Source organism: Lacrimispora amygdalina (assembly GCF_900205965.1).
Lineage (GTDB): Bacteria > Bacillota > Clostridia > Lachnospirales > Lachnospiraceae > Lacrimispora > Lacrimispora amygdalina_A.
This window is the reverse complement of record NZ_OAOF01000014.1, coordinates 1-14,881: the sequence shown is the minus strand read 5'-3', so window position 1 is coordinate 14,881 and position 14,881 is coordinate 1. Positions and strand designations below refer to the sequence as shown.

The following is a 14,881-nucleotide window of genomic DNA, read 5'->3' as shown; positions in this document are numbered from 1 at the left end:
TAAGATTGGAGGCAGGCAAGATGTTACCATCAATTCTTGCAAGACAATATCAGGAAGGCCTGATTGATTATATTGATACATCATTTCCTATAACGAACCCGATATTCAAAGGGTCTATTAGGAATATGCTAAACACAAAAGATGCAGTGTTTCATGAGCCATATGTTGCAGTGCGTCTGCCTTTCCGTGTTTATGAAGGGGATAAAAATTTATTTGAGGCGATTCATCAGCCGTTTAGCCCATATGTTCATCAGCAAAGAGCCTTTGAACGTCTTACAGGTGAAGATGGTAGATCTACGTTAATTGCTACAGGAACTGGTTCAGGTAAAACAGAGTGTTTCCTTTATCCTATTCTTGAATATTGCTATAAGCATCGTGGGGAAAAAGGAATTAAGGCGTTAATTATTTACCCGATGAATGCCTTGGCGTCAGATCAGTCTAAGCGTATTGCGGAGCTAGTTGATGGTAGCGAAGAACTTAAGTCTGCTGGAATTCGTGTTGGAATGTATGTCGGAGGCCAGGAGCATTCATCTGCGAAGATGATGCTTCCGGACAAAGTAATTACAGATCATGAGACACTTCTTGCCGCACCACCAGATATTCTTATGACTAACTATAAGATGTTGGATTATCTCTTAGTTAGACCTAAGGATGCTGAATTATGGAAGAACAATCTTCCGGATACATTAAAATATATTGCTGTTGATGAGCTTCATACATTTGATGGAGCTCAAGGAACAGATTTGGCGTGCCTTCTTAGAAGATTAAAAGCACGTCTTAATGTGTTGCCTGGACAAATCTGTTGCATCGGAACTTCTGCAACAATGGGTGCAAAAGATAGTGCTAAGAGTATTCGAGAATATGCTTCAGATGTATTTGGAGAAATATTTGATGAGGATGCAGTTGTTACTGAAGATCGTTTGTCTTCGGAAGAGTTCTTTGCTGGATATGATGTAACTGATTATAAAATACCTTCAAGAGAAGAAGCTCTTCGAGTAAAGGAATTATCTTCTGGGGAAGATGAAAAAGAATATCTTTATGCCGCCGCAGAATGCTGGCTTGAAGATGGCACAGCAATAGCTAATATCATGAGTGATGATGCTAGGGTTGAACTTGGAAAGAAGCTTATGCATCACAACTTTACGCAGAGTATTATTGCGGAAGCTAAGGGCTCATATATGCAGAATTCTTTTGCATATGAAAACTTGATTAAGCGATTCCCGTTATTGGGTGAATTGGGTGAAGAGCTTGCATGTATCGTTATCGATGCACTTTATGCTCTGATTTCTCATGCCAGAACTAGAACATCATCGGGCAAACTTCGTCCGTTTTTAAATGTTCAAGTTCAGGTATGGATGCGAGAGTTAAGAAGACTTGTTGGCGAAGTGGCAGAAAAGGATATTAAATATGCACTTTCAACAGATCTTAATGAACATCAGGCAAAACATTATTTGCCGGTAATCAATTGCCGTGAGTGTGGACAGACTGGTTGGGCATCTGTAGAGGATAATGGCAGTGTAGAAATAAGAGATATTAGGGCTTTTTACAATGCATTCTTCTCTGGTGATTCCAAAGTGAGAATAATGTTCCCACACAAGGAAGGTGAAGAGGCGTTTAATCTTAATAATCGTATGAGATTATGTCCTGAATGTATGGAGATTATGTTTGATGAGCCAAATAGAACTCTATGCTCAAATGGACATAAAACGATTCCGATTTGGGTACCAGACTTAAAGACGGAAGGTAGAAATAATTCTAAAGCCTATAAGTGTCCTTTCTGTAATGGTAAGGGAACAATGTCTCTTATAGGTTTAAGAAGTGCGACTGCTATAAGTGCGGGAATATCGGAGCTGTATGCGTCAAAGTTCAATGATGATAAGAAACTTTTAGCATTTACTGATAATGTTCAGGATGCTGCTCATCATGCAGGATTCTATAATTCAAGAACTTGGAAGTTTGGACTCAGAACCGCAATAACTCAGTTTATTAACATTGATTCTGAAGAATACTCTTTTGATGAGTTTATTCAGAGGGTTGTTTCTTACTGGAAAAATTATCTTGGTGACGATTATTTTGTTGCCAATTTTATACCTGCAAATCTTACGTGGATGCGCGCATACGAGAGAATGTGCAATGAAGGTACACTTCGAAAAGATGAAGATGCAGCTACACTGTTAAGTTTTGTAGAGCAGAGATTTAAATATGAAATCCTCATGGAGTATGGAATCCTTTCAAGAATCGGTAGAACTCTTGAAAAGGCTGGATGTTCGGTACTTTCTTTTGAGTACGAAAAAGCGATTCCAGGAATAATGGAAAGAGTTGCGAACGAAGTAGGTAGACTACAGAGCGCAGATGTAGAAACATTTACAAGGATGGTACTAGGTGTTTTATATCAGATGAAAACAAATGGTGCCTTTACTTACTATGCTTTCGAGCAATTCATTAATAATGGAGCCAACTATTATCATCTTTCTAATGAACGAAAAAAATGGCTTCCTGGAGTAAACAGAGGTCTTAATGTTCCTAAGTTTGTTGCCATCAATCGTGGTTCTAAGAAATTAAAGGGATTTGATGGTATTGAGAGTAAGTCATGGTATTCAAAGTGGATTAATAAGTATCTTCCAATGTTTTCATTGGATTCGGATGCTTCTGATATCATGAAGATTATTCTTGAGGAACTTACGAAAGTAGGAGTTTTGGATAAGGTAGAAACTCCTGATAACGTCGATGTTTGGTCAATTAATCCTGAAAAATGTAGGGTAACAAGCAAAGTTAAGCAGCTTGTTTGTGATGAGTGCGGTACCCAAATATCTATGTCAGAATCGGATGCGGAATTCTTTGATGGTGCATGCTGTACAAGGCATGATTGCAATGGTCATATGCATATCGCAGAAGATAAAAGATTGGATTTTTATGGCAAATTATATAGCCAGGGTGAGCTTGTTCGTATTGTTGCAAAGGAGCATACTGGCTTACTTGAACGAGACGACCGTGAGAATTTAGAGCGTGAATTCAAAAAGTCTAAAGATAAACAAAAACCATGGGATCCAAATCTTTTGTCGTGTACACCTACTCTTGAAATGGGTATTGATATTGGAGACTTGTCTACGGTTATCCTTAGTTCTATTCCGCCTGCACAGGCAAACTATGCCCAAAGAGCAGGACGTGGTGGACGTAAAGATGGTAATGCATTAACTGTTGCAATTGCTAATGCTAGACCTCATGATCTCTATTTCTATCAGGATCCGATGGAAATGATAGCTGGAGCTGTTGAACCTCCAAAGGTGTTTCTTAAGGCATCCGCAGTACTTGCAAGACAGTTTACTGCCTATTGTATGGACTGCTGGGTTAAATCTGGAACTGCATTGGTACCGGATAAAGTAAGTCAATGCTTAGCTAAATTGGACGATACTTCAAAAGATCGATTCCCAAATAACTTCCTTTACTATGTTCAGAACAACATGGCAAAGCTTGTAAGAATGTTTATCCAGACATTTTCCGTAAATCCAGGAAATGGGGATGGTCTTGACGAAAACTCAATCAAAGATATTAAAGCATTTGCTATGGGCGAAGGTACAACTAATAGCCCTATGCATATAAAGATTTACAATGAATTTTATGATTTAAAGAAACAGCGTGATGGTATCCAGAGCAGTATAAAAGAGCTTAACAAGATGATTAAAGCTCTTGAGGATAAGCCACAGGATTCATCTTACGATGAACAGATTAAAGAATTAAAAGCAGAACGTGCTGCTTGGACAAGCGTTGTTGCAAAAATTAACGAGAAGAATGTTTTCAACTTCCTTTCTGATGCGGGATTATTGCCAAACTATGCATTCCCTGAGGCTGGAATTGTATTAAAGGCAGTCCTTACAAGGGTTGAAAAAGACGAGAACGATAGAGAGAAGAATAAATATGAAAGTACGACCTATGAATACAATAGGTCTGCTTCGTCTGCAATTAGCGAGTTCGCGCCTTTAAATAGTTTCTATGCGGGTGGACATAAACTTACGATTGATCAGGTAGACATTAATACTGCTAAAGTTGAGCCATGGAGATTATGTCCGAACTGTTCTCATGCTTCAATTGAGGATTCAAGTACGCCAGCACACGTATGCCCTAAGTGCGGTAATCCGGGTTGGGCAGATGCTGGGCAGGTACGCTCAATGTTCAAGGTACAGATGGTATATTCCAACATGAAAGAGGAAGAAAGCCAAATCGGTGATGACAGTGAAGATCGTGCATCTATGTTCTATGACAAGGAGCTTCTTGTAGAGGTAGATGAAGATAAGGATGTTATCCAGGCATTTGAAATGGATAACAAAGAATTCAAGTGGGGTTATGAATTTCTTCAGAAAGCAACGATGCGTGAGATTAACTTCGGTGAACAATCAATCACTGGAGATAAACTTCTTGTCGCAGGACATGAAGGTGTTAGAAAAGGATTCACTATCTGTAAATATTGCGGAAAGATTCAAGTTCAGGGTGAAAAACCTAAGCATTCTCGTTTCTGTAAGATGGTAAAGGATAATACTATTGTTACAGATCCTTTTGAAGAGTGTCTCTTCCTGTATAGAGAGTTTGAAACCGAGGCTTTGCGTCTTTTAATTCCAGCGACAACAATGGATGCTACAAATGTGAGAGTCGAATCCTTCGTAGCTGCATTCATGCTTGGAATGAAAAAGAAGTTTGGTAATGTTGATCATTTAAGAGCAACTGTTAGTGAGGTTCCGGTTCCTGAGGCTGATTATAGAAAACAGTATTTGGTTATATATGATTCTGTGCCCGGTGGAACAGGCTATCTTAAGCAGCTCATGAATGAGGAAAACGGTATTATAGATGTTTTTGAGGGCGCGTTAGAGACTATGGAACATTGTAGTTGTAATGATGATCCTCAGAAAGATGGTTGCTACAAGTGTCTATATGCATACAGACAGAGTCAGCATATTGGTGAGATTTCTAGAGATTCTGCAATAACACTTTTAAAGACAATTTTAAGTGGAAAAGAAAATAGAACTGAAATCAAAAAGCTTTCACAAGTAGATACAAATCATTTGTTTGATAGTGAGCTTGAAAGAGAATTTGTTGGTGCTTTTGAAAAGATGAGTACCGCAGAAAGACCAATTAGAATTCATAAGACATTGGTTAATGAGAAGGAAGGCTATTCTCTTCAGGTTGGTGAGAGCTTATGGACAATCGAACCACAGGTAGACTTCGATGCATCTATGGGTATTTCTGTAAAGTCTCGACCTGATTTTGTAATTAGACCGAAGAGAACGACAGGAAATCAGAAGACTATAGCTGTATTTACAGACGGCTATTATTATCACAAGGATATCGTAGAGGAAGATACACTAAAGCGTATGGCTATCATGCTATCCGGTAAGTATAGAGTGTGGTCCCTTACATATAAGGATGTACATAATGTATTCAAAAGCCAGGGAGATTACCGAACGGAGACTTTAAACTCCGTGAAAATGCCATCTGGGAAAGTATATAAGCCGGCAGTAAAGAGTGCAAATGCTGAATCGATTAATCCTGAAAAGGAAAATGGCTTTGAATTATTAATTGATTATTTATCAATTCCAAACGCAGAAGACTTATTTGCGACTCACGCAAGATCGTTTGCAATGTCGATTGTAGACATGAAGCAGATGAGCAATCAGGTTTTATATGGAGAGTGGAGTGGTAAATGGAAATCAGTGCTTAATGCCGTTGGTTCATTAGATGAGGTGGATGATTTCGGTCAGGCTATTTTCGGAACATGGCGTCCTCGTCAAGATATGGGAAATATAGACGTGCTTGCTGAAGTTTCTCTAACAGAAATGGCTGGAATGAAGATGGGAGCACCACTTAAAGTTGTGGCAATTATCGATGATGTTCCTGATTCAAGAACCGATAAATATGAACCAGACTGGAATGGCTTTTGGCATTTTGTAAATGTGATGCAGTTTAATAGCACTGCCATCTTCTTATCCAAGCTTGGAATGAGCAAGGCTATATACAGCAACCTTGGAACAATTATTGCTGAAGATGATGCACCTGAAGTGACTTCAAGCACAGATATTGTGGTTGATGAGAAGTGGAATGATATTATGGATGATTTCATTGATGATATCGCTATAACATGCGCAACTGAGATGCATAACAATGGAATTCCGGCTCCAAGTGTTGTTGGCTTTGAGCTATCAGATGAATCATCAGGAGCTACTATAGCTGAGGCTGAAATGGCTTGGGAAGATAAGAAAATCGCTTGGCTTTTACCTGAACAGGAAGATTATGCTGATGTATTTAAGGGTAAAGGTTGGACAGTACTGCTAAGCAGTGAAGAAATTAACATCAATGTATTTGGAGGAACTGTAAATGAATAATAAGCCAACAGTAGCTATTTCGGCTGATTTTTTAACTGCATATGCAGCACTACCAAGACAGAAACAAGGAAAGGTAACTGAGTTTTTTAATAAGTTCAGAAACAATCCTACGCATCCAGGAATTAACTTTGAAAAGATAAATGAAGGAATCGACAAGAATATTTGCTCTGTGAGAATTGATGATACTTATAGAGGTATTGTTGTGCGTGAACCGGAAAGTAATGTTTATATTCTGCTTTGGGTAGATCACCATGATGAAGCTTATGCATGGGCTAAGAGGAAGAAGTGCTCAATCAATAAGCTTACAGGAAGTGTGCAGATTTTTGATGTTCAAGAGGTCATCGAAGAGCAAAACACAATTGATGAGCCTGCATTATTTGCAAGCATTTCAGATGAGGTGTTTGAAAGAATTGGTCTTCCTGAAGAACAGCTCCCTATGATTAAAGCAATCAAGACATTAGAAGGACTTCGTTCATTGAAGGCGGCTATTCCAGAGGATGCTTTCGAAGGTCTTGAATGGCTCGGAAATGGATTTACGGTGGAGGAAGTTTTGGATACTTTGTATCCAGAGATAGACCATGTTGAAGTTAAGGAAAATGACTTTGCGGCAGCTCTTCAAACTGATGCCAGTAAAAAAAGCTTTGTTATTGTCGATGGAGAGGAAGAACTTCAGGCTATTATGCAAGAGCCTCTTGAGAAGTGGAGAATCTTTCTTCATCCAACACAGCGCAAAGTCGTTGGCAAGAAGTTCAATGGCCCAGCACGAGTATTAGGCGGAGCTGGAACAGGTAAAACAGTTGTTGCCATGCACAGAGCAAAAATGCTTGCTGCTGATTTAGAAGCTGAAGGAAAGATCCTTTTTACCACTTACACAAAGAACTTGGCAGAAGATATAAAAGAGAACCTTAGAAAAATTTGTTCAGCTGAGGAAATGAAGAAAATTGATATTATCAATCTTGATGCGTGGGTCTCTAATTTCTTGCGTAGACAAGGATATGAATATCAGATTGTTTATGATGAAGAAGTGGACAAGGCATGGAGAGATGCTATTGCTATAGCAGGCGGCGACTTAAGTTTTGTAGAAAACTTCTATAAAGATGAGTGGGTTAAGGTAGTCCAGGCGCAGGAAGTTTATGACAAAGTATCTTACTGCAAAGCTCCTAGAATCGGCAGAGGAGTGCGTCTCGATAGAAAAGTTCGTATGCAGATATGGGATGTATTTGATGAATATCAAAATATCATGAACGAAAAGCTGCAACGTGACGTAGAGACTGCTATGTATGAGTGTCGTAAGATCCTTGAAAACAAGAAACTTACAGGCCAGTATACATCCATTATCGTTGATGAAGGTCAGGATCTTAGTCCAAGTGCGTATAGGTTACTTAGAGCACTTGCGGGTGATGAGCATCAGAATGATATTTTTATTGTGGGTGATTCACATCAGAGAATATATAGAAACAAGGCAGTACTTTCAAAATGCGGAATTAATGTACGTGGAAGAAGTAGCTATTTGAGAATCAATTATAGAACTACAGAGGAAATCCGAAAGTTTGCATTTGGGTTGCTTAATGGAGTTTCTTTTGATGATCTTGATGAGGATTATGATAACGGTAAAGGGTGTCAGTCACTTACTCATGGAGATAAACCTGAGATTAAGGAGTTTGCTACTCCAGAGGAAGAACTTGACTACTTGATTAACAGAATCCATGAATTGGAAGCTGCCGGTGTAGAACAGAAAAATATCTGTATCGTAGCAAGGACTCATAAACTGCTTGATAACTATATTGCGGGATTACAGAGGTCTGGAATAAAGTCCTTTGAAATTAAAGCCAATAAGACTGATGATCGTTCCTTTGAAGGTGTAAGAATAGCAACTATGCATAGAGTAAAAGGTCTTGAGTTCGATCACGTCTTTGCGGTAGCAGTAAACAAAAAGGTACTTCCTTTTGGAACAAGAGCAGATTTTGAAGATGATATTTCTCTTGAGGAATTCAGAACAGGAGAGAAGTGTCTGCTTTATGTTGCTCTTACAAGAGCAAGAAAGAGCGCATGCGTGACATGTTATGGCGGATTAAGTGAATTGATTGTGTAGTTGGGAGAGGATAGATTGAATAAACCAGAGTATCTACGTTGGATAATAAAAGAAGATGGTGTGATTAAGGATAATTCAATACCACTTAAATGTTATCGTATTGAATATAATAATGATCCAGATGTACTAGATGATTGGGCTTTACATATTAGAAGACATTATATACCGGACGATGAGCTAGAAGAGGATTGCACATTACTAGGATTAACATCAGAAGAATATTTAAGGGCTAGTGTAATTCCTCAAAAAAATGTTCATTTGGGGCCAACGTCAAGATCCAATACGATAACAGAAATCTTGATATCTGACTTACTAGAATTTGTTTATGGATTTCATGTTCCAAGAATAAGACAAACAAATATGTCTGGAACAACTGTATCTGAGCATGGTACTGATGTTATAGGTTACCAGTTTGAAAAAGAAGACAAGACACCATCATCCAAAGACAAACTAGTTGCTGCAGAGGTAAAGGCGGTTTTATCTAAAACAGATACATCGGTTATAAAAAGCGCGGTAGAAGATTCTGTGAAGGACGAGTATAGAGTAGCGCAAACGTTAAACTATATGAGAAAAAAATTGAAGCATTATGGCAAGTTGGAGGAATCCAAGGATATTGAACGTTTTCAACTTAAAACTAAGTATGATTATTCGATATTCTATGTTCCAGCTGGTATCACAAGCCTTGCAGAGCTAGACGAAGTAACTGTCGGGGAGGAAAAAATACACATTATTCCTGAAATTGACGGTAATGATCTTAAACTATGTCATGGGAATTGTATTTTTTTTGTGCATGGAAAAAATCTAATGAAACTAACACACGAAGTATTTGAGAGGTGCACAAAATGAGTTTTTCAAAAGCAGAATATATGCTTAAGTATCAAAAAGCAAAGGTAAAACTTTTAGAATACGAAATTGAACATAAAGATTATCCAAGGTTTCCTCTAAATTACAGGGAGTTAGCTTTTCCAACAGTCTATGTTATTTCAGAGTATGCGCAGGCAGTAATAGATAATAATAAAGAAATGATGGAATCATATAAAGAACATCTTTCTATGTGTGCCGAGTTTTATGACGCTGCATTAAAATCAAGAGAGCAAGAAATACATGATCTAGATTTTATTCTGATGGGGGCAGTTGCGTATTTTTTTCATGGCGATTTTGGTAGTTCCTTGGTCTTGATAAAAGAGGCTAAGACCTTAGATATTCCACAAGATTTTAGAGGGGTATTAGTAAATGTATTTAGTATTATTTTTTTCGGACATAGAATAAGTGATATTCAAGATTCGGTAATTGATGCGTTTGAAAGCTCATTTATAGAGAATGTAGATAATAACATTATTGAAAAGTTAAGTTATATTCGGGAGCGTTCTTTTAATAGTACTCAAGAAACGGACCTATTCTGGGTGGAAAGTGTTTTTGCTGTTATTGAAATTGCACGTGAAAAATCGGCATATAAGTTATTACCTCAATATTCAAACTTGGATTTTACAAAATGGGCGGATTATTTTAAGAAGAAGAATTCAGTTCGTATGATGTGGCCATCACAAATACTTATTGGAGAGAAAGAATTATTGGTTGGTAAAAATGCTATAGTGCAGTTACCAACTGGTGTGGGCAAAACTAAAAGCATTGAACTTATAATTCAATCTATGTTCTTATCTAATAGAGGTAGAATTGCGCTCGTAATAGCTCCGTTAAGAGCTCTTTGTAATGAGATAACCGGGGATATGCGGAAAGCTTTTAGAGAAGATGCTACAATCAATCAGTTTTCGGATGTTTTAGAAGTGGATTACATTGATGCTTTTAATAACACAGCAGATAACAAAATTCTAATATGTACTCCTGAAAAGTTACAGTTTATCCTTCATCATCAGCCGGATATTTTACCTCTTATAGATCTTTTTATTTTTGATGAAGGACATATGTTTGATGATATGAGTAGAGGGGCTTTATATGAGTTTTTAATGATGGATATAAAGAGTCATCTTAATGATGTTCAACAATTAGTTATTTTATCGGCAGTTTTATCTAATGCAGAATCTATTAAACAATGGGTTCTAGGAGAAAAAGGTGTTGTTGCATTTGATTCAAGTATTAGGAGCACACCTAAAGTAGTTGGATTTTTGACATCTGAAAAAGAGATTCATTATTATTCAGATTCTTTTGAAGAGGAAGATTTCTATATTCCAAGAGCAATTAGGGTATCCGAATTAAAAACCAGGAGTGGAAGCAAGAGAAAGATTTTTCCAGAGAAAAAGGCCAATGATATAGCGTTATATTACGCTAATCTATTGTGCAAAAAAGGTGGAGTGGCTATTTATGTCAGTCAAAGGCGATTCGCTTCTACAGTAATAAAAAGACTTGTTGAAGTTGCAAATAAGAATTATAGTTTTGCCAATATTATGGATTGCTCTGATGTAGATGAAATAGACAGACTCCAAAAGTTTATTGCAGAGTATTATGGGGATAAATCAGTTTTCGCAAAGGGTGCAAAGGCTGGTATATTTCCGCATTATTCAACATTACCTAATGGGCTTAGGCTTGCAGTGGAGTTTGCCTTTCGAAAAGAAAAAATTAAAGTTGTTGTATGTACTTCAACTTTGGCTCAGGGAGTCAATATTCCAATCAAATACATGGTTATGACCAGTTTGAATTCAGCTACAAAAATGATAACAACCAGAAGCTTTCAAAATTTGATTGGAAGGACAGCTCGGTCCGGAGTATATACAGAAGGCAGTGTTCTTATTTCGGATCCTAAACTGTATGATGATAGGAATGGTGGAAGAGGGGCATATCTTTGGAAAGATGCTATTGCCCTATTTGACCCTAATAACGCGGAGGCTTGTAGCAGCTCAATACTAATGTTGCTTAGGGATATGGAAATTGATTATGATGTTGTATTCAGAGGGGAAGCAATAATCAATTATATTATAGATAATATTAATAATGACTGGGATAAGGATTTAAAAGGCCTTTTGATTAGTGCTTTGAATGAAGAATATGATAAAAAAGATTACCATATCAAAATCATACAATCCAAGGTAAATTCTTATCGAAAAATAATTGGAACTATAGAGAATGAGCTTTGCTATGAAATAGGGAAAAACGAACTTATATCTATTGAAAACTTGCAGCAAGTTATAAATGAATCTGTTGGGGTGGTTAAGCAGACTTTGGCATACTATTTGGCTTCGGAAGATGAAAAATGTCTATTAGAAAAGCTATTTGCATCTTTGGCAAAAAAGATTGCTGAAAAAAGCATATATGCAAAGGTGATATCGAAATCTATGATTGATATTAACATTTCAGAAGCAGTAAATGAATTGATTTCTGAAAAGGAATTAAATACCGTTTTTTATCCACAGGAGAAACTATTATCAATCATTGTGGAATTCTACAATTCTATAAATGAAGATGATTGTATAGATGAGACAATTTGTGCAGGCTGGATTAATGGAGATACTTTTTATTCAATCGAAAAAAAGACTGGTGTAAAAGTTACAGATATAGAAAAGCAATGTGGTCAGAGTATATCTTTTCAATTGAGTTTTTGTATAGGAAACATTATTGATTATCTTGAGGATGATGGAATCAATGTCCAGGGGATGATGGATCTGCAAAAGAAAGTTAAATACGGAGTCTCATCCGAGACATCTATTTCGATTTGTGAAAAAATATGTAACGAAAGACTTATTGCTGATAAAGTTACTGATATTATTGGAGCACAGGGTATTTCTGATGACAAAATTATTTCAGTAACAAAATCTCATTTTGAAGTGATAAAGGAGACTCTAGAATCTTATCCTTCGTACTTTATTAACAGATTTGCAGAGGCAATAAAATAATATGAATAAAGGATATGCCTGAAAAAGGAAGGACTGATAATATTTGAAAAAAATAAAGCCTGATGAATACTTTAGTAATGGGCTAATTGAGGCAGCGAGATTTGGTAATACCGTTGTTACACATAATAATATGACCGAAGATCAGCATAAGGAGTGGATTTCGGGGTTAGCAGGCCATTACACTGAGGAAAAAGAAAAGATCGATGCGATTATAGAAATAATCAAAGAAAAGCTTGCCAAGGTAGATCCTCTTACATTGTTTAATTTTCTTACATCAATGAACTCAATGATGTTGATGAGTCCAGAACTGACTACAGAATCAGAAATTCCTGCCGACATTTCCTTTCAATTAAGAAGTGTAGAATATGTCCAAAGTTTATTAGTTTCGATGGAACATGATAAGGCAAATGAAATAGAAGAGGATAAACAAGAGGCTGTTTATCACGAAATAGCAAATCATTGTTTAGAACTATACAGTAAGATGCCGTTGTTCTATATGTATTGGGCAGCTCAACAACAGAAAATGGGAGAACTTAGTCCTGAGGATGAGGAGTATATAGTTTTTGCGCAGATGATGTCACAAGTTCGTGGCGAACAATACCAGGCGTTTAGAATTCCGATATTAAAGGAATTATTATTGCCACATGATGCTCTTCTGAAAGAACTATACGGATTATCAGTCGCTGATATAATAGCAGGACTTTCAGTATTGGAAAAGAATTTGTCGTCCGGAAGACTTGATGCTATGTTGGCTTTCGGAGAGCAAATGGATAAATTGGCGATATTTGAAGGTGCTGAACCAGATGAAGATTACTTGAAAGAAAGCCAAGAAGTCGTATTAAAAGCGATAGGGACATCTTTGTTTGAGGTAAAAGAAAATACAAAATGGACAGATGAGTTGATTAGCGATTTATCCTTGGGGATTAATAGCGATAAGGCATTTCTATCTTATGAGGAATTTCCGGGATGGCCAATTTGGAATTTGCCAATACAGTACAAACCATTTATAGAGATAGATGGTATCGCATATTGCTTTGACTATTATAATTTGTTTGATAACTTTTATGTTGCTCTTCAACGAGCAATAAGATCTCATGGCAAAGATTATGCCGATAGATGGAACGCGGCTCAGGGACACTCTAGCGAAAAGACGGTTGGAATTGTATTTGAAAATCTGTTACCTGGATGTAAGGTGCACTATTCCAATCACTATCCATTAAAGAAAAATGATAGTGCAGAAAACGATATTCTAATTGAGTATAAAGATGTGCTTCTCATTGTAGAAGTAAAAGCTGGTACGTTTGTTTATACTCCAGCAATGATGGATTTTGACGCCCACAAAAAGTCATTCAAAGCGTTAGTAGAAAAAGCTGAGAATCAGTGCATTCGCGTGAAACAATATATAACTGATGGCGAGGACTATGAGAAAGTTTTTTATGCCGATGATAACCTAGAAACGGAAGCATTTACTTTAAATACAAACAAGTATAATCAAATATATATGTTTGATGTGACGGTCTCTGATTTCAATGAGTTTGCATCTCAAATGGAGAAAATTAAAATAGCAAAGGCACATGAAGGCATAATAGCTATTTCTCTTAATGATTTGTGGGTTTACAAGTACTATTTTGATAATCCATTACAGTTCATTCATTTTTTAAAGCAAAGAACTATTGCTACTGAAACGGTAGAAATTGCAACATATGATGAGTTGGATCATTTGGGGATGTATATATTCCATAACATGTATTCATTGCAGGCTAAAGATATTGGTCAAGGTCAACATGTGAATTTTGTTGGATATAGAGAAGAGTTGGATAAGTATTTATCTGGCATCCATGTTGGAGTCAATTATAAAAAGCCTAAGCAAACAATTCCACCCCGAATGACTAAGATTTTGGAAAATGTGATAATCAATGAAGATGAGGTAACTCGGTTTTCTAATTTTCTTTTGGATTTGTCAACTGAAGGTAGGGAAAACTTCGATAAATCCATAAGTAATTTAGCTAGAAGAGAAAGAGAACTCGGTAGAATGCTTCCGGCAATGAGCTTTGGGGACTGTAGTTATGCTTTATTCGTGGAAATACCAAATATAATACTTTATCCGAACGAAAAGCGAGAAGAGTATATATTAGCAAATTTGGCGCAAAATGATAGAAAAGAATGCTGGTCTATTACAATTGTGATGGACGAACAAGATAACATTTTGGAGGTTCAGTACAGGTTATATGCTCAGAAGGATATTCCTGAAAGCAAAAGAGCTGAGTTAAAAGCATTTGGTAAAGAAATTGTTGAGCGTAGAACAGAGCAGTTTTTGGTGCAGAATAACAAGAAGAAAATATATCCGAATGATCCGTGTATTTGTGGAAGCGGAAAAAAATATAAGCGTTGCTGCGGAAGAAAATAAAGTGTAAGTGATTTGTTGGCTGTCCTAATATAAGGACAGCCATTTTGTTGTATAGCAGTCTTTTAATAAACCACCTGCTATGCAGGTGCGTCCACAGCCGCTTTAGCTTACAGAAAAAACCTCCAATGATATAATAAGTGTAGGTTCGCCAACCACACTAAATCAA

At 36.9% G+C, this 14,881-nt stretch carries 5 protein-coding genes; all 5 read left to right on the top strand.

Going from position 1 to position 14,881, the window contains the following annotated elements; translation table 11 throughout:
- Window positions 1–20: 20 nt before the first annotated feature.
- From CRO04_RS17350 to CRO04_RS26895, 5 genes are read left to right on the top strand one after another with little or no spacing between them, the layout of a single operon-like run.
- Complete coding sequence (locus tag CRO04_RS17350) at window positions 21–6,371, top strand: DEAD/DEAH box helicase (protein WP_097005508.1); 6,351 nt, start codon at window positions 21–23, stop codon at window positions 6,369–6,371.
- Window positions 6,364–8,463: a UvrD-helicase domain-containing protein gene (locus tag CRO04_RS17345; protein ID WP_097005507.1), complete on the top strand. Its 2,100-nt coding sequence runs from the start codon at window positions 6,364–6,366 to the stop codon at window positions 8,461–8,463. The genes CRO04_RS17350 and CRO04_RS17345 overlap by 8 nt, the downstream gene beginning before the upstream one ends.
- A gap of 15 nt (window positions 8,464–8,478) precedes the next feature.
- Window positions 8,479–9,309: a hypothetical protein gene (locus tag CRO04_RS17340; protein ID WP_097005506.1), complete on the top strand. Its 831-nt coding sequence runs from the start codon at window positions 8,479–8,481 to the stop codon at window positions 9,307–9,309.
- A complete protein-coding gene (locus CRO04_RS17335) occupies window positions 9,306–12,308 on the top strand; it encodes a DEAD/DEAH box helicase (RefSeq protein ID WP_097005505.1) in 3,003 nt (1,000 codons plus the stop codon). The genes CRO04_RS17340 and CRO04_RS17335 overlap by 4 nt, the downstream gene beginning before the upstream one ends.
- A gap of 43 nt (window positions 12,309–12,351) precedes the next feature.
- Window positions 12,352–14,715: an SEC-C metal-binding domain-containing protein gene (locus tag CRO04_RS26895; RefSeq protein WP_242974533.1), complete on the top strand. Its 2,364-nt coding sequence runs from the start codon at window positions 12,352–12,354 to the stop codon at window positions 14,713–14,715.
- Window positions 14,716–14,881 lie beyond the last annotated feature (166 nt).